The organism is Empedobacter tilapiae (genome assembly GCF_004785645.1).
Classification (GTDB): domain Bacteria; phylum Bacteroidota; class Bacteroidia; order Flavobacteriales; family Weeksellaceae; genus Empedobacter; species Empedobacter tilapiae.
Genome location: NZ_SRPE01000014.1, coordinates 66,096 through 89,016 on the forward strand (window position 1 = coordinate 66,096; position 22,921 = coordinate 89,016).

26 protein-coding genes are annotated in these 22,921 nt (G+C 28.8%); 22 read left to right on the forward strand and 4 right to left on the reverse strand.

What is annotated here, in order from left to right; genetic code table 11:
• The first annotated feature begins 21 nt into the window (after positions 1-21).
• The 10 genes from E4J94_RS16075 (at position 22) to E4J94_RS16115 (ending at position 9,183) form a co-directional block, all read left to right on the forward strand.
• Complete coding sequence (locus E4J94_RS16075; RefSeq protein WP_135836806.1) at positions 22-2,292, forward strand: sensor histidine kinase; 2,271 nt, start codon at positions 22-24, stop codon at positions 2,290-2,292.
• A gap of 3 nt (positions 2,293-2,295) precedes the next feature.
• Positions 2,296-2,928: a response regulator transcription factor gene (locus tag E4J94_RS16080; RefSeq protein ID WP_135836807.1), complete on the forward strand. Its 633-nt coding sequence runs from the start codon at positions 2,296-2,298 to the stop codon at positions 2,926-2,928.
• Between the two features lie 337 nt (positions 2,929-3,265).
• Positions 3,266-3,808 (forward strand): hypothetical protein, encoded by a 543-nt coding sequence (locus E4J94_RS16085; RefSeq protein ID WP_135836808.1) that lies wholly within the window; start codon positions 3,266-3,268, stop codon positions 3,806-3,808.
• Positions 3,809-3,832: 24 nt separating this feature from the next.
• A complete protein-coding gene (locus E4J94_RS16090; RefSeq protein ID WP_135836809.1) occupies positions 3,833-4,585 on the forward strand; it encodes a hypothetical protein in 753 nt (250 codons plus the stop codon).
• A gap of 97 nt (positions 4,586-4,682) precedes the next feature.
• Positions 4,683-6,143, forward strand: coding sequence for a hypothetical protein (locus E4J94_RS16095; RefSeq protein WP_135836810.1), 1,461 nt, complete (start codon positions 4,683-4,685; stop codon positions 6,141-6,143).
• 2 nt (positions 6,144-6,145) lie between these two features.
• Positions 6,146-6,319 (forward strand): hypothetical protein, encoded by a 174-nt coding sequence (locus E4J94_RS17675; protein WP_168801901.1) that lies wholly within the window; start codon positions 6,146-6,148, stop codon positions 6,317-6,319.
• A gap of 254 nt (positions 6,320-6,573) precedes the next feature.
• On the forward strand, positions 6,574-7,011 hold the full coding sequence (locus tag E4J94_RS16100; protein ID WP_135836811.1) for a hypothetical protein: 438 nt from the start codon (positions 6,574-6,576) through the stop codon (positions 7,009-7,011).
• A gap of 366 nt (positions 7,012-7,377) precedes the next feature.
• The gene (locus E4J94_RS17700; RefSeq protein WP_185145652.1) at positions 7,378-7,599 is read left to right on the forward strand and encodes a hypothetical protein; all 222 of its coding nucleotides are present in this window, start codon (positions 7,378-7,380) and stop codon (positions 7,597-7,599) included.
• A 92-nt stretch (positions 7,600-7,691) separates the two neighbouring features.
• Complete coding sequence (locus E4J94_RS16110) at positions 7,692-8,516, forward strand: helix-turn-helix domain-containing protein (RefSeq protein WP_135836812.1); 825 nt, start codon at positions 7,692-7,694, stop codon at positions 8,514-8,516.
• Positions 8,517-8,580: 64 nt separating this feature from the next.
• Entirely contained in the window at positions 8,581-9,183 is a 603-nt protein-coding gene (locus tag E4J94_RS16115) for a DUF417 family protein (protein ID WP_135836813.1), read from the forward strand.
• A gap of 42 nt (positions 9,184-9,225) precedes the next feature.
• On the opposite strand, the gene E4J94_RS16120 is transcribed toward E4J94_RS16115, so the two are convergent.
• Positions 9,226-9,753, reverse strand: coding sequence for an SRPBCC family protein (locus E4J94_RS16120; RefSeq protein WP_246034358.1), 528 nt, complete (start codon positions 9,751-9,753; stop codon positions 9,226-9,228).
• Between the two features lie 383 nt (positions 9,754-10,136).
• On the opposite strand from E4J94_RS16120, the gene E4J94_RS16125 reads away from it, so the two are divergent.
• The 3 genes from E4J94_RS16125 (at position 10,137) to E4J94_RS16135 (ending at position 12,109) form a co-directional block, all read left to right on the forward strand.
• Positions 10,137-11,078 (forward strand): hypothetical protein, encoded by a 942-nt coding sequence (locus E4J94_RS16125; RefSeq protein WP_135836814.1) that lies wholly within the window; start codon positions 10,137-10,139, stop codon positions 11,076-11,078.
• Between the two features lie 79 nt (positions 11,079-11,157).
• A complete protein-coding gene (locus E4J94_RS16130) occupies positions 11,158-11,565 on the forward strand; it encodes a hypothetical protein (RefSeq protein ID WP_135836815.1) in 408 nt (135 codons plus the stop codon).
• Positions 11,555-12,109, forward strand: a complete 555-nt coding sequence (locus E4J94_RS16135) for an SMI1/KNR4 family protein (protein WP_135836816.1) — start codon at positions 11,555-11,557, stop codon at positions 12,107-12,109. The genes E4J94_RS16130 and E4J94_RS16135 overlap by 11 nt, the downstream gene beginning before the upstream one ends.
• 39 nt (positions 12,110-12,148) lie before the next feature.
• Here E4J94_RS16135 and E4J94_RS16140 read toward each other — a convergent pair whose 3' ends face one another.
• Together E4J94_RS16140 and E4J94_RS16145 are read right to left on the reverse strand one after the other, a co-directional pair.
• Positions 12,149-13,135, reverse strand: a complete 987-nt coding sequence (locus E4J94_RS16140) for a lipoate--protein ligase (protein WP_135836817.1) — start codon at positions 13,133-13,135, stop codon at positions 12,149-12,151.
• 125 nt (positions 13,136-13,260) lie between these two features.
• The gene (locus E4J94_RS16145) at positions 13,261-15,120 is read right to left on the reverse strand and encodes a TonB-dependent receptor plug domain-containing protein (protein WP_135836818.1); all 1,860 of its coding nucleotides are present in this window, start codon (positions 15,118-15,120) and stop codon (positions 13,261-13,263) included.
• 86 nt (positions 15,121-15,206) lie between these two features.
• Between E4J94_RS16145 and E4J94_RS16150 the strand changes: the two genes are divergently transcribed.
• Complete coding sequence (locus E4J94_RS16150) at positions 15,207-16,688, forward strand: aminotransferase-like domain-containing protein (protein WP_135836819.1); 1,482 nt, start codon at positions 15,207-15,209, stop codon at positions 16,686-16,688.
• A 13-nt stretch (positions 16,689-16,701) separates the two neighbouring features.
• On the opposite strand, the gene E4J94_RS16155 is transcribed toward E4J94_RS16150, so the two are convergent.
• Complete coding sequence (locus tag E4J94_RS16155; protein ID WP_135836820.1) at positions 16,702-17,157, reverse strand: DUF4442 domain-containing protein; 456 nt, start codon at positions 17,155-17,157, stop codon at positions 16,702-16,704.
• A 178-nt stretch (positions 17,158-17,335) separates the two neighbouring features.
• Between E4J94_RS16155 and E4J94_RS16160 the strand changes: the two genes are divergently transcribed.
• From E4J94_RS16160 to E4J94_RS16190, 8 genes are all read left to right on the forward strand, one after another.
• Entirely contained in the window at positions 17,336-17,974 is a 639-nt protein-coding gene (locus E4J94_RS16160) for a hypothetical protein (RefSeq protein ID WP_246034359.1), read from the forward strand.
• An 8-nt stretch (positions 17,975-17,982) separates the two neighbouring features.
• A complete protein-coding gene (locus E4J94_RS16165; protein WP_135836822.1) occupies positions 17,983-18,837 on the forward strand; it encodes a hypothetical protein in 855 nt (284 codons plus the stop codon).
• Between the two features lie 224 nt (positions 18,838-19,061).
• Positions 19,062-19,268 (forward strand): hypothetical protein, encoded by a 207-nt coding sequence (locus tag E4J94_RS16170; RefSeq protein ID WP_135836823.1) that lies wholly within the window; start codon positions 19,062-19,064, stop codon positions 19,266-19,268.
• Positions 19,269-20,009: 741 nt separating this feature from the next.
• Entirely contained in the window at positions 20,010-20,468 is a 459-nt protein-coding gene (locus E4J94_RS16175; RefSeq protein WP_185145653.1) for a hypothetical protein, read from the forward strand.
• A 273-nt stretch (positions 20,469-20,741) separates the two neighbouring features.
• Positions 20,742-21,437 carry a helix-turn-helix transcriptional regulator gene (locus tag E4J94_RS16180; protein ID WP_135836824.1) on the forward strand — a complete coding sequence of 232 codons (696 nt, stop codon included), beginning with the start codon at positions 20,742-20,744 and terminating at the stop codon, positions 21,435-21,437.
• Between the two features lie 72 nt (positions 21,438-21,509).
• The gene (locus E4J94_RS17935) at positions 21,510-21,632 is read left to right on the forward strand and encodes a hypothetical protein (protein WP_262710492.1); all 123 of its coding nucleotides are present in this window, start codon (positions 21,510-21,512) and stop codon (positions 21,630-21,632) included.
• Positions 21,613-22,134: a hypothetical protein gene (locus E4J94_RS16185; RefSeq protein WP_246034360.1), complete on the forward strand. Its 522-nt coding sequence runs from the start codon at positions 21,613-21,615 to the stop codon at positions 22,132-22,134. The genes E4J94_RS17935 and E4J94_RS16185 overlap by 20 nt, the downstream gene beginning before the upstream one ends.
• 42 nt (positions 22,135-22,176) lie before the next feature.
• Positions 22,177-22,632: a DUF1905 domain-containing protein gene (locus tag E4J94_RS16190; protein WP_246034361.1), complete on the forward strand. Its 456-nt coding sequence runs from the start codon at positions 22,177-22,179 to the stop codon at positions 22,630-22,632.
• The last annotated feature ends 289 nt before the right edge of the window (positions 22,633-22,921 follow it).

Genomic DNA, 22,921 nt, shown 5'->3' on the forward strand with positions numbered 1-22,921 from the left:
TCAAAAATCCTAAATCTCGAAATGTTTACAAACATATCTGCATTAAAATCCTTTGTTATACAGCTTTTTTTTAGTTGTTTCTTCTTTTTAGGCTCAATTATTTATGCGCAAGAAGTATTAACAAATTTCGAGAATCAGTATAATAAAACTGCACCTAATTCTGTAGAGCGATATGAAATAACCGGAAAATATACACAAGCTTTATTGTTTAATAACCAGAAAGAGAAAGCTTTTACAATTCTGAAACAAAACATTGCAAGTGCAGAAAAGCTGAATGATGGGAAATATGCAGCCTATTTACACTCTGTTTCGGCAATGAATAATCGGATTGATGATAATTTGAGTGCAACAAACTATAATTTACAAAAAGCAATTTACTATAGCGGACGCACAAATGACTATTCGACAAAAGGTTATGTGAAATATTGTGAAGGCTGGTTACATTTACGAAACAACGAAGATGCAAAAGCTGTAAAAAACTTTATAGATGCACTAAAATTCTTGGATAAAGCTCCAACCACACCTACTGTTTTAACACGAATGAGTTCTGTTTATAATGAATTAACTGGAATTTATTCGAGATGGGATGATTATGAATTACAAGAAAAATATAGTAAACTTGCTTTAGATGTAGCACTTAAACAAAATAATCCTAATTTAATTTTTGCTTCTTATATGTCTATTGGATACATGTATGAACAAAAATTTATGCAGAATGAAAAGAATATTTTTGTGCGAGATTTAGCTGAAAAATATTATTCTAACGCAATCGATACATATTACAAGAACAAAAAAGAAATGGCTACAGCAACAGATTTATCATTTGTTGCCATTAATTTAGCTAATTTATATCTTCAGTTTTATCCAAAAAATTACCAGGGTAAAGTCATGAAATATGCCAATTTAGCCAAAGAAATAGGAGAACAAAATCATCAATCAGATCATGTGGCTGCTGCTAATGGTATTTTAGCCGAATTATCTTTACAAAATAACGAAGTTTCTACTGCAAAAAGCTATCTACTCAATTCACTTATAAAAGTCAACGAGAATACAATGCCCGACAAAAATATTCTACTTTCGTTGTATTTAAGCTTATCTAATATTGAGGACCGTCAAGGTAATTTTAAAGAAGCTTTGCGCTATTATAAATTGTATACATCTACATATAAAGAGATTTATGATAACGAACAAGCGCAGATTAGTAAACGTTTGGAAGCTCAATTTGATAAAGAACGTCAGCAACAACAAATGATTCGTTTACAATTAGAAGCTGAGAAAAAAGAGCAACAAATTCAACTAATGCACTCATTAGGAATTCAGCAAGAACAAGAGTTAGAAAATGTAAGATTAAGTGAAGATTTTCAACGTAAACAATTAAAGTTATCTCGATTAGAATCCGATAAACGTTCACAAGAATTAACTATTTCTGAACAGAATTTAAGGCTTTCTAAACTAGAAAATAAAAATAGAAAAGACGAATTGGTCAATTATATCACAGAACTTAATTTCAAAAATAAATTAAACAAGTATTATATCTTTTCGATTATCTTTTTCATCGCCTTACTTGCTCTTTTACTTTATGCCTTAAAACAACGCAACAAACATCTAAAACAACGTGAAGAATTGTATAAATTGGAAATTGAACAAGAACGTCAAAATTCTAAAATCTCTACTTTAACAGCACTTCTCGATGGTCAAGAGCAAGAACGTGCTCGTCTTGCACGTGATTTACACGATGGTTTAGGTGGTTTACTTTCTGGAACAAAAATTCAATTAACACATCTTAACGAAAAAATTGACGATCATTCTAAAAAAGATATGGCAAAATCTATTCATCAGTTAGATGGAGCTGTTGATGAATTGCGTCGTGTAGCACATAATTTAATGCCAGATTTGCTCTTGAAATATGGCCTAGAAGAAGCCTTGAAAGAATATGCAATCCGAATGTCAAATGAACATTTAGATATTGATGTCCAATTTTTAAGCTACACTAATTCGCTTGACAAAGAAAATCAATTATTGGTTTACCGAATTATCCAAGAATTAGTAAATAATGCTATTAAACATGCTCAAGCAGAACAAATTATCATTCAATTTGTTGAAGATGAGACAAACTATTCTGTAACTGTTGAAGATGATGGAAAAGGTTTTGACATGAATAATACAAAACTTACTCAATCTGCAGGTTTACATAATATTCAATCGCGTGTACAATTTTTGAAAGGACAATTAAATATACATTCAGAAATCGATTTAGGAACCAGCATAGAGTTCCAATTTCCTAAAATATAATTTATGATAAAAATAGCAATTACAGACGATCATCCTTTATTATTAGAAGGTTTACGAAATATTTTAAGCAATCAACCTAACTTACAAGTCGTCGATTGTTATGCCTCGGCCCAACAATTACAAGAAGCTTTAAAAACAAATGAAATTGATATTCTTTTGTTAGACATCAACCTTTCTGATACAAATAGTATTGAATTGATTAAACCTTTTAAGAAAAAGTATCCAGATATGCACATTATTATGTTGAGTGTACATAATGAATATGCTGTAATTAATAGTTGTTTGGAAGAAGGTGCTTCAGGTTATATTCAGAAAAATGCTTCTGTTGATGAAATTTTAGACGGAATTAATTCAATCTTTGATGGGAACAAATTTCTATGCTCGCAAACTAAAAATGTGATGAGTAAAAAGGAAAAAGATGGATTGAATACCATTCCAAAATTAACTCGTCGTGAAAAAGAAGTCTTGCTTGAAGCAGCACAAGGTTTAACAACTCAACAAATTGCTGATAAATTATTTATAAGTACGCATACGGTAGATAGTCATCGTAAAAATTTGATTGAAAAGTTTAAAACATCAAATTTAAGTTCTGCTATTACATCTGCAATAGAATATGGGCTAATTACAAAGCCTTAAAAAAATCACTATTTATAGGTATTTTCTAAGAACTGGAATTTTATCAATTTTGAAAAAGTAAAACAACAACCAAATAAGATTACTAACCAATTCTTATTACCTTAACTACATTCTTATTAAAAATCGCTTAGTCTCTACTTAAGCGATTTTTTTATCCATCTTTTAAAGAAATTAGCTAATTATAGGGATTTTATACTTCCTCATTATTTTAGATTTTTGATATACAGTTGATTCTAATCATAGAAAAAAATGAGTCATTACTAACCTACCTATTCCTTAAGAATCGCTCTATTGTATTTTTTATAATCAAAGAGCGATTTATTTTAAAATTTTAATCATGAAAAAAATATTATATATACTTCCATTATTACTGTTTACTTGCAATAATCATCAAGCAAACCAAGACAATATTTTAATTAATAAAGATTGGGAAATAGAAGGTTTGAAACTCAATCAATCTACAATTAAAGATTTTGAAAAATTTTGTCAAACCAAAAACATTACGTTTAAAAAAGATTCAATTGATTTCTTTGGTAACCTAAGCGATACGATAGAATATTGCGGAAATGATTACAATTTGCAAACAATTACTTATAAATTTTGGAACGAATCTTTGGGAATAAATTTTTATTTCCAAAAAAAATATTTTTCTGATTCTATTTTATTTAAGAATTACGACATATCAAAGTTTCAAAACATTCAATTTCAACAAGATTTCACGAATATTATTTCAAAAAAACAATTAGGAAAGTACTTTTCTAGAGATCAACAAACGAATTTATACGAAACGAAAGTTAATCAAAACAATGTCTTAATTGGAGCTGTAGCACTAGATAAAGAAACATACGAGATCAAGGTTTTAAAAGTTTACCAAGATTAATTTCTATCAAAAATTTATCAACTAATGAAACAACAATTAAAACCAATTATTATTCCTGTTATCGCTGATTATGTTTTGAGTCCAATTGTGATTTATGGAGAAGATTTCACATCAATCAATTTTGAAACTGAAGACGAAGAATTTGGTCGAATTACCATTCAAAATATGGATGCAATTAAGATTTGTCGTGGAGAGCTTCCTCCTTATGATAATCCTACAGAAATCAATGATTATATTGTTGGCACTTGGGTATACAAAGTCGAAAATTCGGAATGGCTACAAGAACGCTATAGGTATGAAAAAAGATATTACGAACTATCATACGAATGGGGCAATTCTGTGGAAGAAATGTTAACAGATTATACGCATTATTTCTTTCGTTTTCATGACGAGTTTATAGAAGTTATCGCAAAAGGATTTTGGTACGAACAAGCTAAAGAATCCTTTCTAGGAAAACCTTTAACAAAGAATCATCCTTTTCTTCCTATTGAAAATTGTTTTACGGACGAGTTGATCGTTGGCGACAGAAAATACTTTTTCAATTATAATACTCTCCCTGTAGCAACCTTAGAAAAGCATGCAAAATTCTGTCAACAAAAGTTAATTGAAGTTTGGTTATCCTTATCTAAAGATGATTTCATTGAAGGGAGTTTACGCATCAAAAATATAAAGGATCAAACAATATCATTTTATCAACCAACTTTCGGGAAAGCAATAATTATAAAAAAAGGAATTGCAACCATTGATGATTTAAAAAACTATTTAAAAACAAAGTAATAACACGACAATGAATTCACTACTTCCAAACAAAATCTACTCTTGTTGTAAAAGAATAATTCGGTTTACTAATATTTAGTATCAAAAATATACAACTATGAAAAAAAGCTTAATCATATATCTTATAAATTTCTTTGTTATTACAGCTTGCGCACAAGAATCAAAATCTATAAATTCTGATGCAGTTAATTGGATTCCCTATTTAACAAAGAATGGCGATTACATTTATGTTGACAAAAACTTAAAACAACAAATAAATACTTCATTCGCATACGCTCAAAAATTTACAGAAACTGGATACGCAATTGTAAGCGATAAAAACCGAAAAGATGCTGTTATTGATTCTTATGGTAACATTATTATTGATTACACAGAAGAATCTATTAGTCTAAATACGATTAACAACCTTACATTAATAAAAAAGGAACTTGAATACGATAAGAAAATGCCTGTGTGGAAATGGGATTGGAATATTATGGGAGGTGATATCAAAAAATCACAAACGTATAAAAAAACTGAAATTCTCGTTTTAGAAACTAATCAATTGATTCTTTCAGAAGATGTTCCTTACGATGAAGAAGACTTTAATATTGGCTATTATTCTTTTGATGGAAATCATATTCTAATGAACGATAACTTGTATGAAATTAAAAATAACAAGTTCAAGAAATTAAAATCAAACATTGATAGAGCATTGGATAAAGGTCGATATATTCCGACTAGTTCAGAGAAATTTAATATTCACGACATCAAAACCAAGAAGCCTATTTTAGCAGATTTAGTTGAAACCAAGAAGATAGAAGTGGCTTTGAATAAGCAACTTTTTGTTTTAGATTCTATTAATCAAGATCGTTATGCTCCAGATGTTCCAAAGCTTTTACAAAATCTGCAAACAAAGGAGATTTATATTTATCCAGAATACGACAAAGCTTTTCCAAAGGAAATAAAAAATGTTTCAGCGGAGCAACTTGCCTTTTTGAAAGATGTTTCTTTGGTTTATTCAGTCAACAATTCTCCTTATTTTATTTTAGGAAGATTCAATTATGATCATTCAGTTTGGGCTTATGATTGGCTTTATATTGATCAAGAAGGAAATGTATTGGATAAAATCAATGTCAAAGATTTCTTTATTCTAGATCGCGTTGGTTATTTAGTTTGGCCTGACAAACACATGATTTTACCGAAAAATGAAATAAAAAAATACAATAAAATTGGGAAAATAAGCTCTGTTTACAACAACGAAAATCTATATATTATTAATACATGTAATGAACAAAATGGTGAGAAAAAAGGTCTTTGGAATATAAAAACCAATCGTTGGGAATTAGAGCCTATCTATTCTTCAATTCAGTCGTTAGATTCAAAAAATAATATATATGCTTTGAAAAAGGAAAAAACTGAAGCGTATATTTTATTCAATCTGAAAACCTTAAAACAAATTGGTGATAAATCCTATGATTTTATATATAGCAATGGTTTTGCACACATTAAAAAGCCAAATAATGAAGATTTGTATTTCTACATTGATATCAAAACTGGAAAAGAGTATAGAGATTAACAATGAGAAATAGTTTTAGGAAAATAGTAGTAAACGAGATGGATTTTAATTGGCTATTCCATAATATTATTAAAATAAGACCTGATAATCAGCGCCAAAATAAATTAGAAATTAATTTTGGTTATTATGATTCTTGGCTTTATGTGAATGACAAAGAAAACAAACCAGGTGATTAAGCCTGCTTTTATCCGAAAATGCATTGAAGAAGCAATAAAACTTGGCTGGAATACAGATTTGAAAAGTGGCTTATTTAAAGTAAAATATCGTAACAAAACGTTTATAAAAGACAACAAATAATAACCAAAAATTTAAATAAATATGAAAAAATTACAACCTTTAAAAGAACGAATTAAAACTAATCTTAAGAAAGCCTTTTTAGATATAAAAAGCCAAATTAACGAGGAGAGATTATATATTTTTGCTGGGACGTGTGGAAGATATTGAAGGACAATATTTTTGTACCGCATCTACATTGAAAGAGTTAAAAACTAATTTCGAAAATGATTCAACCTATTACTCTACATTTTGGGATGCTTCGGAACTTGAATTATCTGCTGATTATAATGACATTAATTATGATGAATTGAAAAACTATCTGGATAATTCAACTGAAAGAGAATATAATCAGTTACGCGAAGAATATGATCAAATTTTAATCGATTCTTTAACTGAATTAAAAAACGAAGGATTATTTGACAATGAAATTCCAGAATTTTCTGTATTTGTTCAATATGTTGATGAAGGTTTTGATATTGAAAACAGCAGCTATACAGCAATAAATGGAACAGAATTTTTAGAAAAATTCAAAAATAGATTTGATAAAAAAGACGATTCTTTGACTGAAATTTTAATAAAGAAATATAATTAAGTTTAGTATTGATTAAACTATAAAGTTAAATTTTAACGAAATCATCATTAAAAAAATGAAATTACTCTATTTACTAATTTTATTCCCTCTTTTAAATTGTTCTGGACAGAGCAATTTAAAAATAAAAACCATAATCACTAAACCTACTCGCATAACTTCACAAAATCTCGAAACAGGAAGAACTTATACCCGATCCACTTATCTTCCAGTTACGAAAACCTTAGAACATGCCATTTTAGTGCAAAGCAAAGCCGAAAAAACGTTGACCTTTTTATTGCAAGGAAATATCACATCTCAAGGACTTTCCATCAATAAAGTAAAAAAAAACGTTTTGAAAAAGCTGAACAAGTTGGAGATTCCATCACATTGAAATTTTATGTAGAGATCGTCAATATTGCTGGAAAAGAAGGCGCAACGATCAAAGGATATAATTACTCGAAAGAAGAAAATTATAACATTCCAAAAGATGTAAAAGTGATTAATATTGAATTGTACGAAGATCGTCTCTCACAACGAACGGGTTCAAAACATCCAAAATTGAAACTTGTTGCACAACAAATATTCGACATAAATGATGTAATAATATGATTTAATTAAATAACATACATTGAAATTTTGAAATATTAACAGTATAAAAGATTTAGTTAAATTCTATTACATTTGTTTAAAATGAGACTGTTTTGACCATCGATTTACAATTATTTGATGCTGATAATTTTACAGAAAATGAAATTTCTTCTCCTTATTATTCTATTGTAATAATAGAAGGATCTATTGATTTTCTGATTGATTTTAATAAATATTCAATAAATGGAAAAGCTCTAATTTTTCTTTCTCCTTATCAATTATTACAATGGAAAAATAATAATTCTATTGATTTTAAAATTTTGAAATTTCATGGAGATTTTTATTGCATAGAATACCATAAAGAAGAAGTTGCTTGCAATGGAATTTTGTTTAATTCGATTTATGAAACGCCTTTTGTAAATGTTTCTGATATTATTTTCAACGAAATTCAATGGATTATCGATAAAATGAAACCGTTACAAAATGCTACTTTTTCACATGATATAGCTGTTTCTAAAACATATTTACAACTTATTTTAGCCTTAAGTAGCCGAGAAAAACAACTACAAAACAAGATAAATTCTCATAAAATATCAGATACGTTAAACTTTTATAATCTTTTAGAAAATTGTTTTATTCGTGAAAGAGCTGTTTCTTTTTATGCTTCTTATTATCATTTATCAGTTGATGCTTTCAGTAAAAAAATCAAAAAAAATTATGGAAAATCTCCGTCAAAATTGATTCAAGAACGATTGATTTTAGAAGCAAAAAAACAAATTCATTTAACATACAAAAGTATCAAAGAAATTGCTCATGATTTAGGTTTCGAAGATGAGTTTTATTTTAGTCGATATTTTAAAAAAGAAGTTGGTGTTTCACCAAAAATGTTTCGTGAACAAGTCGGGATATCTATTGTGGCAAAAAAATCCATTGAATAACCTTTTTTGTCCATTTCTTTAAGAAAAGACACAATTTAAATTTGCATAATAAAAAAGACAAGTTATGAATCAGTTACTCTTATTTTTTGCAAATTCTTCTCAAAAATTCGTTCATTTTCTTAGAATTGCTATTGCTATTGTTATGATTTGGATTGGTGGACTTAAAGCCTTTCAATATGAAGCAGATGGTATTGTACCATTTGTCATCAACAGTCCATTTATGAGTTTTTTTTATCAAAATGCCCGCGAAACTTCGGTAGATGAAAACGGAAAAACGGTTGCTGCTTATACGTTATATAAAAATCCAGAAGGAAAAACAATTCAAAAAAATATCAATTGGCATACAGAGAACGGAACGTATGTATTTTCTTATGGTTTAGGAACTGTAATTATAGGAATTGGTTTGTTAGTTTTATTAGGAATCTGGTTTCCTAAAATAGGTTTTTTAGGAGGTATATTAACTTTTTTGATGTCTATTGTAACTCTTTCTTTTTTAATTACTACTCCTGAAGTTTATGTACCTAATTTAGGTGGTGACTTCCCTACTCCACAATTTGGTTTCCCTTATTTATCAGGTGCTGGTAGATTAGTCTTGAAAGATATTATCATGATGTCAGGTGGTCTTATTTGTGCATCCGAAGCTGCAAAAAGAATTTTGAAATCATAAATAATAATAAAAATGGGAAAGTGATTTACTTTCCCATTTTTATTATTTCTCAACTAATTCTTTCAATTTTTTAAGACCTTTTCCGTACGAATCTTCCATTTGAGAATCCATCATTAATTTCATCAGATTCATAGGATAATCCAATTCACAATCCATACTCCAAGTAACCTTTGTTGCACTTCCTTCATTCGTTAACATAATATCCGAAGTAGCATCGCTTTCAAAAGGTTTCTTAAACATCATTTTAGTCGCAATTTTTTGATTCGGAACCAAAGCAATAATCACATGACAACCTTGTCCAACATCGTCATTTCCTTGCCAGCAATACTCATCTCCAGGCTGTCCTTGCGTACCTGAATATGTTAATTTCAAATTAGGGTCTAAATCCATCCAAGGATTCCATTCATTAAATTTTTTCGAAGAACTTGCTTGTTCATACACTTTTTCAATAGGTGCATTTACAACCATTGAAGTTTCAAAATGGTATTGTTTTCCTATTGCAAACATTGTAATTATTAGTATGATAATCAATCCTACAATTACCCAAAGTATTCTTTTTAGTATTCTCATAAAGTGTATTTTTCTATTTCACTAATTTATGTTTTATTTCAATTGAAATCATTTTTTATGTTCACTAACTATCTCATTTAAGAGCAGTAAAAGAAACCACTCCTTGTAATTTAAATAAAGCCATACAATATCACTAATTTTGGCCAGTAAATCATTCATATTTATTTCTAATTTTAGATAAAAGAACATGAGACATAATGTTTTTTTATCAAAATGATTTAATTCTTTCTCAACGAAATGAAAAAATTATAATTGCAAAAAATAGTCATGTAATAATTCAAATCTTGAGCATAGATTTAGAATCAAACTAGATTCAAAAAAATTGACATTATAGAATATAAAGAAGTTCACATTGCTTTTGCTTAATTTAAAAAATATCAGAAATGAAAAAATTAATAGAAAAACTAACAAAAATAGATCAGTTTGAAAAGAATTTGGGTTTGGACAAGACTGAAATTGAAAAATTAAATGATTGCTTAGGTTTTGAAATTCCATTTTTTTTTGTTGAGTATTTACAACTTTTTGGTTTTAATGAAAATCTATTTTGGACAATTTTTAATGATGAAGAAGAATTTATTCAGCAAAATGAATTTATTCATGAAGAAGATAATTATAGAAATTACCTTATCATTGGTGATGAATATGCTGAAAATTTCATCTTAGTAAACAAAGAAAATCAACAGTTATTTTTACTAGAAGATGATCATTTATTTGATTTGAAAATCACTTTTGATGAAATGCTTGATGAAATTGTAGAATCTCTACAGCCTATTAATTATGATTCCTACAAACAAATTGATACAATTTATCAATCTTTGCTTTCAAATAAAAATCTAATCGCAACAAGTATAAAATTAGCAATCGATAATTTAAAAGAAGACGCTTCTCAAAATAATGACCTATTATACTCTATTATAATTTCGACAAACCCCAAAAACGAATATAATATTTATGGAGGAAGTTTAGAAGATTTCAAAATTGGAATTGATTCTGAAAATATTAATTATGATAAATTATGGAATACAAATTTTTCAAAATATCAGCAAAAAATTAATGATAAATTTATAGATCAAAAGTATGACTTTACTTACATAAAGGCTTTAGAATTAATTTATCTAGATGTTTTAAGAGATCTAAAAAACGAAGGTTATTTTAACGATCAAGCTCATAATATATCAGTATCATTAAAATCAACAGAAACAAATTTATTCCCAGAAGATTCTTATGAAGAGTCTCTTATGAAAAAGAATAATCTTACGACAAAAATCAAGCGATTTTGGGAAACTCCTTATGATAGGACTCGATTAATTATTGAAGCATTATAAAAGAAAAATTTTCTTCTTGATTCAATTAATAATTAAATTTCAAAATACTAAGTAGTTATTGTTCATTAAAAAATATTAAATGAAAAAAATAATTCTATTGCTTTTTATAAGCTTTAATTTACAATCTTGTACAAAAAATCATACCGCTGATATAGCAGCATTTACTTATTTACCATATTTCACAATGGATGTTTTATGTCAAGGTTATGATTTTGGACCAGGAGCTGGAGGAGTTTCCATAAATGTTAATCTCAAACCAGGAGAATATCCTGTATATTGGCATGATGCAAAAGATGGCAAAAAGTATCAATCTATCAATAAAATAAAAATACCAGAAAATATTGAATATCAATATGTCGTGTTACATGTCTATGCTAATCATTTTGTTGAAGTTCGATTTACCAATAATTGGCCAGAAGCAACAGAAAAAGGTAAAATATATCGTAAACAAAATCCTCATAATTTAAAAATAAATAATGAATACTAGATTTATAGAATCGATTAAAACTCTAAAAAAATGGATTTCTAAAAACGAAGTTATTGTCAAAAATAAAAGGTGGATAAACGGAAAAGAAATCGTTGAAATTGAAAATATAAAATTTATAACACAAACTTTATCTTCTGAAGAAATAGAAGTTATAAAAGCATTTACAAATCATTTGCTTCCTAATACATATTATCATTTCTTGACAGAAATAGGTAGTGGACAGTGTTTTGTTGGAGAATATTTTTCAAGTTTCGAACTATACAACTTTGCTGAATTAAAAGAAAATAATCAACTTTTTCAGCAAGAAATCAAAGATTACGAAAAACCTGTAAATGAACAATTTATGATTATAGGCATTCATTGTTCTATGGGTGATTGGATGGGATTTTGTACTTCTAAAACTGATGAAAAGAATTTCGATGTCTATTGTCATGAATACCCGATAGATGAGTATATTGAAATATCAAACGAACTGAATTCGTGGCGCTCATTTGAAGAATGGATCATCAGAGTAGTGGAAACAAAAGGAAAAGAAACTTTGTAAGAAAAAAGCCAAACTTCCATAGAAATTTGGCTAATAATTTTATCGAAATAATTCTAAGATTTCGTCTACTGTAACTTTTCCAAAATAGTCCGTCACATCAATAGAATTCAAAACTTTTGCAATTTCCTCTTCATTGTGTTTTATACCAATTAGCTTATTTTCTAATGCTTCAATCAGTTCTGAAGCGAAAAAATCGCCAAATATTTTAGCTTTTTCAATTGTTCCGCCTCGCTCTACATCTAAGTGAACTTCGATAAAACCTGCCGGAATTTTCTTCGCATTTTTGAAATTATATTTTGGTGAAAAACCAAAATTCCAATCCCATGTTTGGTATTTTTCTTCAATTAATTTCGCAACACCATTCAAATCTTCGGTTGTTAAATGATAAATTGTTGCTCCTTCATTTGTTTCTAACATTTCATCAATCAACAAAGCTTTCAATTCATCCGTCGTCATTTCATTTGGAAAATATTCAATCAAATTAATCACGCGTGCACGATTAGATTTTATGGCTTTATCCACATATTTTAAGGGATTAATTTTTAACGCATTGCCTAAAACAGACATATCCGAATTAAAAAGGATCGTTCCGTGCTGAATCATTTTCCCATTACGAGCCAATTTCGCATTTCCACTAAACTTTTTACCATCAACCAACAAATCGTTTCTTCCCTCCAATTTTGCAGGAACATTCAAACCGTTTAATAATTTGACAACAGGTTCTGTAAAAGTCGAAAAATCCATAAAATCATTCTGTCCCAATAACGTATGGAAAGAAAAATTTAGGTTCCCTAAATCGTGATAAACAGCTCCACCACCCGACATGCGACGAACAACTTTTATATTATTCTCAGTCACATAATCCAAGTTAATTTCGGCCAATGTATTCTGAAATTTCCCGACAATAATCGACGGAGCATTGATATACAACAAAAAAATATCTTCAGTTGGATAATGGTACAATAAATATTCTTCTAAAGCTATATTGAAATACGCATCGTGAGATGGCGAATCGATGATAATCATATAAATTATTTTTGTAAAGTTAGGAAGAAATTTATGGAATCAAAAAGAGACAACTTTCCTAAGAAAGTTGTCTCCCGCATTTATAATATAAACTATTAAAGAGAATGTTAAATGTTTGTCATCATCTAAATTCCTGTAAATTTGACACCTAAACTCATCCAAGTTGTTGGCAACGGAATTGCTCCAGCTTCGTTGTATGTTGTGTTAAAAATGTTTTGTGCATCAAAATAAATACTCAAATTATTTTTGAATGAATGATTAATTCTTGCATCGGTAATCCAATAAGATTTATACGATTGACGTGTATTGTAACGATTCGCAATACTTAAAGTAGTTTTTCCGATTGTATAATCTATTGTATTGATTAACTGATGTTTTAAACTTTCTATTTTATATTTAGAATTGTATTGATCATCCACATTTTTAAACTCAGGATCAAGATAAGAATAGCTCAAAGAAAACTTTAAATTTTGATTCGCAGAAAGATTTGCTAAATATGAAACCTTCGTATTAAATCCGTGTGTTTTCAAATCTCCAAAGTTTTGTGCTTGCCAAGGCTCGCTTGAAGTTAAACGTACCCAATCGATAAAATCTGTAATCGAACGATAAAAATAATAGGTATTAAACGTCCAATTTTTCTTACTGTATTTAAATCCAATTTCTGTTTGAAATGCCTTTTCAGATTCAACATTTGCATTCCCAATATTTCCTGGTCGCTGATCTAAATATAAATCTGTAAACGAAGGAATTCGCTGACTTGTACCTGCATTAACCATTAATTTTAAGTTCGAATTTACTGCATAACTCGCATCAATTCCTGGAAATGCTTGCCAACCATATTGCGAATTATAATTAACATATGTTCCGACATTTACATTCAATTTTGGTGTAATATCCGTTTTATATTCCGCATAAAATCCAACATTATCGCGTGTATGATTTTTGATACTAGTTGATGAAATTTGCTCATTTCGGTATTCAACTCCTACTCCAATTTGACCTTTATTCAATTGATACGTCGAATTTACTTCTCCCGAAATAGAATTTGAATAATGCAAAGAACGTGCTTTACTCAAATCATTTTTATAATAGCGATAATCATCAAAATTGTAACGATAACTCACTCGTGGTGCTAATGAAATTCGATCCGATAATTTATGTTTTGATTGAATATTAACTAACGTTGTTTCTACCAATTCTTTCGAATTTTTATCACCCGGTGAAGCATAAAAACCATTTGCTCCAAATCCATTTTTCACATAACCATACGAAGCAACTAAACTATTGGCATCATCAAACTGAAAGTTCCCTTGATAATACAATTTATTGTTTTCGTATGCCGTATTGTATCGGTATCCATTTCCCAAATCATGGCTCACATACAACTGATGTTGATGCGTTTCTTTTGCTAAATTCGCACCAAGTTGCACACCTCTACTTGTGTATGTATCGCCTGTATCTTCGGTATCTTTCTTAAAATTTGTTCCAAAATAGGTATTCCCATAAACTCCCGTTTTCTTTGGTTGACGCGTTACAATATTAATAACACCTGTCAAACTATTATTTCCATAAACACGAGCAGCTGGACCACGAATTACTTCAATTCTATCAATTGCTTCTAGTGGAATTGGAAGATTTAGTGCATTATGAGCTGTTTGATGATCCATAATCTTTACACCATTCAACAAAATCAATGTTTGCTCAAAACTTCCTCCATCCATCGAAATATCAGCTTGCGTTCCAAATGGTCCACGTTGACGCAAATCAATTCCAGATGCATACTGCAATACATCTTGTAAAGAACGAGCTGGTAATTTGTTAATTTCTGATTTACTTAGTACATAAATGTTTCTATTTTCTTTAGAAAGTGGTGTATTCAAACGGTTATCTAAAATAGAAACTTCACCTATTGCAATGGTATCATTCACATTTTGTGCAAAAATACTTTGTGCAACTAAACACAATACCATAGTAATCTTCTTCATTTTTACTAATTATTTAATTAATTGAGTTAAATCTGATGCGAAAGTAGTACCTTTCCGTCCTACCTAAATATACCAGTTTACAGATAATGAATAGTCCGGCTGAAATACCATACAAAAGTTTTATTGAAATAGAACGCAATTCAGATACACCAATTTACCTTCAATTAGCGAATCAGCTGTCTAAAGCAATACAATTAGGTTATATTCCAAGTGGAACAAAATTAATTGGAACGAGGCAGTTAAGTGATATTTTAACGCTTCATCGCAATACAATTGTCAATAGTTTTCAGGAACTTGAAGCTCAAGGTTGGATAGAAATTGTTCCAAATAAAGGAAGTTATGTATTGAGTCAATCTTCTCAAAAGTTTCAGAAAACCATTGTTCCAAAGCAATTTTCAATCAATTTGTATCCTGATAAAACAGGTTTTCAATTTGAAGAATCGATACTTTTGGATAATCCGTACGAAAATTTTAATCAACGCTTATATTTAACTGATGGAACAATCGATCATCGGTTAGCAGAATTAAAACTTCCTGCTAAATTATATTCAGCTATTTTAAAACGAAAAACTTCAATTTCAAAAGTAAATCAGTCTAAAAATGATTATTTTTTAAAGAATTTAGCCAACTATCTCAATTTAACGAGAGGTTTACATATTTCGAAAGAGAATATTTTGGTGACGAGAAGTTCGGAAATTTCACTTTTTTTGATTGCTGAAATCCTACTCAAACAAAATGATGTTGTGGCGGTTGCGAATTTAAGTTATTACAAAAGTAACATGATTTTTCAGACACAATTCACTAAAATCAAACAAATAAAAACGGATGGATTTGGAATTGATACCGACGATTTAAGAAAATTATGCGAGCAATTTCCGATACGAATTGTTTATGTTACGCCGCATCACCACTATCCTACAACGGTTACACTAAGTTCGCAAAGAAGAGTTGAATTACTGCAACTTTCGCAGGAATTTGGGTTTGTAATTGTGGAAGATGATTACGATTTTGATTTCCATTACAGCAATCATCCTATTTTACCTTTGGCAAGTTCAGATCAAAATGGAATGGTTGTTTACACGGGAAAATTTGGTCATTATCTTGCACCAGGTTACCGAATTGGATTTATTGTCGCACCGAAAAATCTAATTATTGAAGCTAAAAAACATTTGTCTATTCTTGATCAGCAAGTTGATCCATTTATCGAGCAAGTTTTAGGTGAAATGATTAGCGAAGGCGAAATTAATAGAATACTTAAAAAACATCGAAAAACATATCGAGAACGACACGATTATTTTTGTCAGAAACTGAAAACGGAATTAAATGATTTTATCAGTTTTGCTAGTCCAAATGGAGGTTTAGCAGTTTGGGTTAATTTTAATCAGTCTATAAATTTGATGGAATTAAAACGAAACTGTGCAAAAAATGAATTGTTTATTCCGCAAACAATTTTATATCAAACCCAACATCAAACTGGAATTCGCCTTGGATTTGCACATCTAAATTTTGAAGAAATAGATGAAGTAATTTCAATTTTAAAACAAGAAATCACAAAAAAAGCTGAATAAAGTTCAGCTTTTTTTATTTTTTATCTCTCAACTTGAATGTCCACGTAAATTGAAATTCTGAAACAATATCTCCTTCCTCGTCTACGCCTCTACTTGTCACATTTAGCGATACTCCTTTCTTCGTTTCGATCGCTTCTTTTATAACTGCATCTATTTTTTCTCCATCTTCACAGGTAAACACAATTTTACCAACAGCTTTCTTCAAATACTTTGATTGCATTCCCAAAACCAACATCGATATATCTTCACCTGATTTAGAAATCTTAGCATTTGCCATCAAACCAGAAGAAAATTCTGCTGCCATTCCTTGCACTGCCCAAAACATACTTTTGAATGGGTTTTGATTAAGGAATCCATATTTTACTCGTGTCGAAACCTTATTTTCTTCCCACGATTCCAAACGTACACCTGCAATCCACGCAATCGGAATTTGAGTTGTCAATATATTTTTAAAAAGTTCTTTGTTCATATTTATTTTTATCAAAAGGGTTAATATAATAAATGTAAATGTTTTATTTGATTTTTTCAAAAAAGATACACGCTTCAACTTTTATTTCGTAATATTATACTTCAATATTAGTATGACATCACAACCTATCTTCTCCTATCATATAACAAAGCTTAGCTATTTAAAAGCTTTTAAATTGATGCTATTTCCTTTAAAAAAAAATAAAGGTTTGATACATTCCGAAACGATGTCTGCAATGAAATTAGGTTCACCTATTTTTTCCAAAACGAGAATTTTCAACCAAACTATCATCGTATTCGCGCAATGGGAAAATGAGACATCACTTGAGAATTTTCTAAAAACCGATTCATATGGAAAACTTTTGGCTGAAGGTTGGCATATACGATTAAGTTTTTTAAGACAATGGGGAAATATTTCTGGTTTTGATATTCCAATCAAAAACAACGAAGAAACTACGTCGAACAAATCTATTGTTGCAGTTACAATCGCAAGAATGAAATACACCGAAATCCCTCGTTTTCTACGCTGGGGAAGACCTGTTGAGAAATTAGTTCGAGATCATGATGGTACTACACTTTCTTTGGCATCTATTCGATATCCAAATATTATTTCCACGTTTTCTATCTGGAAATCGCAATTAGAAATGACAAATATGGTAAATGGACATAGTAATATGCCAGACCCAAAAAGACATGCTAATGCAATGATAGAACGCAATCGAAAAAATTTTCACTTTGAATTTACAACACTTCGTTTCAAACCCATTTCAGAGCATGGACAATGGAATAATTGTGATTCTTTTCTTCCTAAAAAATGAAAATATAGATGAATTTTGCTTTTACAACACAAAAATTTCAGGATTGGTTTACTCAACAATGGGTTATTCTTTGGGGAAGAAAAATTAATCCAACAGATTATCCGTGGCTAATTGCTCCTTTCGGAGAATTGAATGGAATTGGTGAAGAATTTATTTATCAATTGGCTGAAAAAGAGAATTTAATTGTAATTCGAAATTCTACTTCAAAAGGATTATTAAATTCAATTAATGAATTAAATCTAACAGATAACCAACTAGAAAATTTATCTAAAAAAGTAATCGATTTCTACGAATGTACAGCAAACTATAATTTAGAATTTAACGTAAAGTGGAATTCTTTTTTTACTTTTTTCGGCTATTTAGTTAACCAATTATTTAGCCAACGAATTAACCAATTGAATATTCCGACAAAAAACATTACACAATCCGAAGATTTAGAAAGTGAAATTATCACGCTAAATAATCAAAATAATGAAGTGAAATATACTATTTGGTTAAGGAAATTTAAAACTTCAGGAAAAGTTATTTATTCGGGGATTTATGGTACTTGTATACTTCCATCTAATAGAACATGTATCAAAGCTGTTTTTCCTTTACCCAAAGGTAATGCAACTGTTATTATGAAAGCTAGCGTTGGAAATAAAAAAGAATTGATTTTAGATTCTAGTGGAAAAAAATTTGGAGACACTGGTTTTTATTTTTTATTAAATGATGCTAAATATAATTATTGGGCACAATTTATTTCGTCATTTACAGATCAGTTAATTATAAAAGAGAAGGAAAATAATTTACAAGCTATACAAACACTTAAACTTTGGAATTTTAACGTATCTCAATTTACTTACTATATTCAGAAAAAATAAGAAGTTATTATATCAGAAAAGCTTAAAATCTAATTTAAAAAACATATTTGAAATATACTCAAAATGATTATGATTTATTAGAGATTTATTGGACTGAAATAGAAAATATGATAACCGAGCTGTATGAAGTAAAAACAATATTAAAGATTTTGATACTATTCTATTTTCAGTTTTCTATCATGATATAATTTATAAATCAACTGCAAAAGATAACGAAGAAAAAGGTGCAAAAATTACCCCAAGAGAGATTATGTGAAATTGAATTATCTGAAAATCAATTATCTCAAGTTTTCAATCAAATTATTGCTACAAAAAATCATAGATCAACAGATTTAGATACAAATTATCTACTAGATGTAGATTTGAGTATTCTTGGTAAAAGCTGGAAATTAACCGAAAATACTACCACTTATTCAACCAACAATTTCTAAAATTGGTGAAAAAATAATTTATCAAGAAATTCAACCAACAAAAAAAGAAATCGATAATAGTAAACTCTAATTTGATGTTAGATCTTATGATCAAGCACATTTTATCAATAACTTTAAAGGATTTTATGAAGTAACACCCCCTAAATCATTCTCTTAATTTTATCCGATTTTTACAATTTAAATGAAATTCTTGATTCTAGATTTGCATAACGAAATTGTAAACAATCAAAAACATTATTATTAATCGTATTTATATTTCTCTTTGGAATTTCAAATGCACAAAAGACAAACAATATGAAACTTTACGCAGGTATTATTACTGAAAAAATTAACAACTAGAAAGAAGGTTGAATAGAACTTTCAACCTTCTTTCTTAAAGTCAAATAACGTTTATTAAACTGTACTATCCGCGATAGCTTAGAACAAAATGGATAAATAGAAAAAGAATTGAAAGATAAAAAAATATAGGTAACATACGTAACTGTTATACAACTCAAATTTGGTATAAAAACACAAAATAGTATAAATAGTAATCTCTTTAAAAGTGATATTTATAGAGATTTTTTATAGATACGTGAAACCGTAATTTATTGTTAAGTAGTTATTATTGTATATTTGAGTATAATTGCTACGAAAATAGGATATAAGATATTTTTCACGAAACTTTTGTATTGATTATTTCTTAAAAAATAATGTTATATGATATAATTTTCTAAGCTGCTAAAAATGAATCTCGAAAGTATGAAGCCAAAAATAATGTACATTGAAAATAAATCTGAAGGGCATAGTGGCTCAGCTTGGATTGGTTACGCAGAATTTTCAAAATCCAGACAAACAGTTTATTTTGATAACAAAGCTCTTAAGAAACTCAGAACAGCAGGTATCAGTGGAAATCATTTTGACATAGAAACTGGTGAAGAATATTGGGTTTCTGGGGTAAAAAAAAATGGTAAAAATAGACATAAGTATGGTGGTGGAATTATTATGATTGATAATGATTGTGTAAATGAATATTTAGATATTATAAATTCAAAAAACATTGACAAAAGAAAATATACTATCGTTAAAATCGCTAAAACTGATAAAAGTAGATTTAAACAAATAGAAAATTCTATTTTAGAAAGTAAAGAATTAGAGTATTTAGCTTGGGATAGAAAAAAAAATGTAACTCTTAATAAATCTACATCATATAATAACTAAGCTTTCGTCTTGCTCATAGAGTTAGAAATGTATTGCAAATTATTGAAAATAAAAACTAAAATATAGAACCTCGCTAAATATTTTTAAACAAGATTTTCAGCTTTTACGTAAAACCGTAATTTGTAATGGAGGTTTTTATATATTTGGTAGATACTTTTGTGAGCTATCGATAAGTTTTTCTACGATACTGAATATTATATTTACTTCTATAAAAACAATGTCAGCTACAAGCCTAAAATAACTCTACCAAATAGAACATTCTAATACAAAAAAATGAATGATAATATAAAAAGACTTTCTAGACTAACTGCAATTTTGACACAATTACAGACAAAAAAAATTTTGACCGCTTCACAACTTGCCATTAAATTTTCAGTAAGTAATCGAACAATTTATAGAGACATAAAAGCATTGGAAGAAGCAGGTGTTCCTATTTTGACAGAAGACGGAAAAGGTTATTATTTAATGGATGGTTATAGAATTCCACCCATAATGTTTACAGAAAGTGAAGCAAATGCACTAATTACAGCTGAACAACTGATTTTGAAAAATAAAGATACTTCATTTGTAAAAGAATACAGTGAGGCAATTAACAAAATAAAATCTGTCTTGAGATACAGCACAAAGGAAAAAGTAAACATGTTATCCAACCGTGTAGTTTTTCGTTACAACACAGATAATAATCGAACAAGCAATTATTTATCAACTTTACAATTATCATTGACTAACTTTAATTGTTGCGAAGTTGAATATTTTTCAAACGAAAAAAAGGAATTTACTAAAAGAATTATTGAACCTTTTGCACTTTATAACACGCAAGAAAATTGGATACTTGTAGCATTTTGTCAATTAAGAAATGATTTTAGAGCTTTTAGATTAGATAAAATTCAATATTTAAAAGTACTTAATAAACAATTTGAGCCACACAAAATGACAATTCAAGATTATTTTGAAATGTGTAAATCATAAATTAAACCCTTGACATAAGGCTGTCACAACCTCATTATACTTTTGCACAAGTATTAATTTAAAACTCAAAAAATGATAAGAGTAAGTAATGATTTTGCAAAAGCAATGGAATTCACATGTTTCAAGAAAAAACAAACAGTAACAGATGATGAATTGATAAATGCAGTAATGAAATTTGAAAAAAGTATTAAGTAAACAGGATGGAGTAATTTTCCATTGTTTAGTTCGTAATTTCAAAAATGATTATGCCAATGTACTATTTGTAAAAGAAATTGATAACTTGAAAAAATTAGAAGAAAATCTAATACAACTTCAAGAATCACAAGATTTTTTTAAATTAATTGATGAACAAAGTAGCAGAATAACATTTCATAAAATACTGAAGGATAATTTCGTTGTGCCCAATCATTTTTCATGTGTGGAATGCGGAACTTTTGAACTTAAAAATGATTATGATCAATTATTGACAATATCTGAAAGTATAGAAAATGAGTATTTAAATACTTTCGAAAATACAAAGGCACACTTTATTGGTTCAATAAATGAAAATAGATTTTCTGAAATAACTATTGGTGAAACTTTAGGTAAAACTAAAGAAATATGTTATGGTTATTTTAACAACCCATTTTGTAAACAGTTGTTAGAAATGGCAGATGAAACTACAATGGAACTTGATTTTTGGTATTTAATAGCATAACGAAAAGTGACAGAATAAATTCCGTTAGTTGATAAAGAATATTTGCTCGAAAAATTTCAAGGTAAAGGCGGTTGGACATTTACAAGAATTCCTGAAATACAGCAAAATAAAAATACACCTTTTGGTTGTGTAAGAGTTCGAGGTACAATCGATCATTTTGAAATCAATAATTACAATTTACAATCAATGGGAAATGGTAATCTTTTTCTGCCAATAAAAGCGGAAATCAGAAAAAAGCTGAATAAAAAAGAAGGCGATTATGTTCACATAACTTTATTTGCAGATAATTTACCAACTGACATTCCGGAAGAATTAAAACTTTGTTTAATGGATGAACCAAATGTTTATGAAACCTTTTTAAACTATACAAATGGAGAACAAAAAACAATTATTCAATGGATTTATTCTGCTAAAACTGATGCAAAAAAAGTAGAACGAATTGTAAAAACGATAGAGAAAATAGAACAAAATATACGACAAAAAAACACCTACAGATAATAACTAAGCTTTCGTCTTGCCCGGAGGGCTAGAGATGAAAGCCCGTTGAACGGAACCGGAGTAGCTTTATGTATTATGGGGTTTTCGAAATGTGGCTTTAAGATATACAAGCAGTAATTTTAGGATTACTGCTTTTTTTGTGGTTGAAGTTGTATTTCTTCATGCGTTTTGGCTGTTTTTTTGTGCTTTAAACACAAATTCCCTTACCCGTAAAAGTTAATTCACAGAAGCAAGTTTGTTTCCGATAAGATACTTTTCTGGCGGACCTCTTTGTCCAAAAACGTGCAAC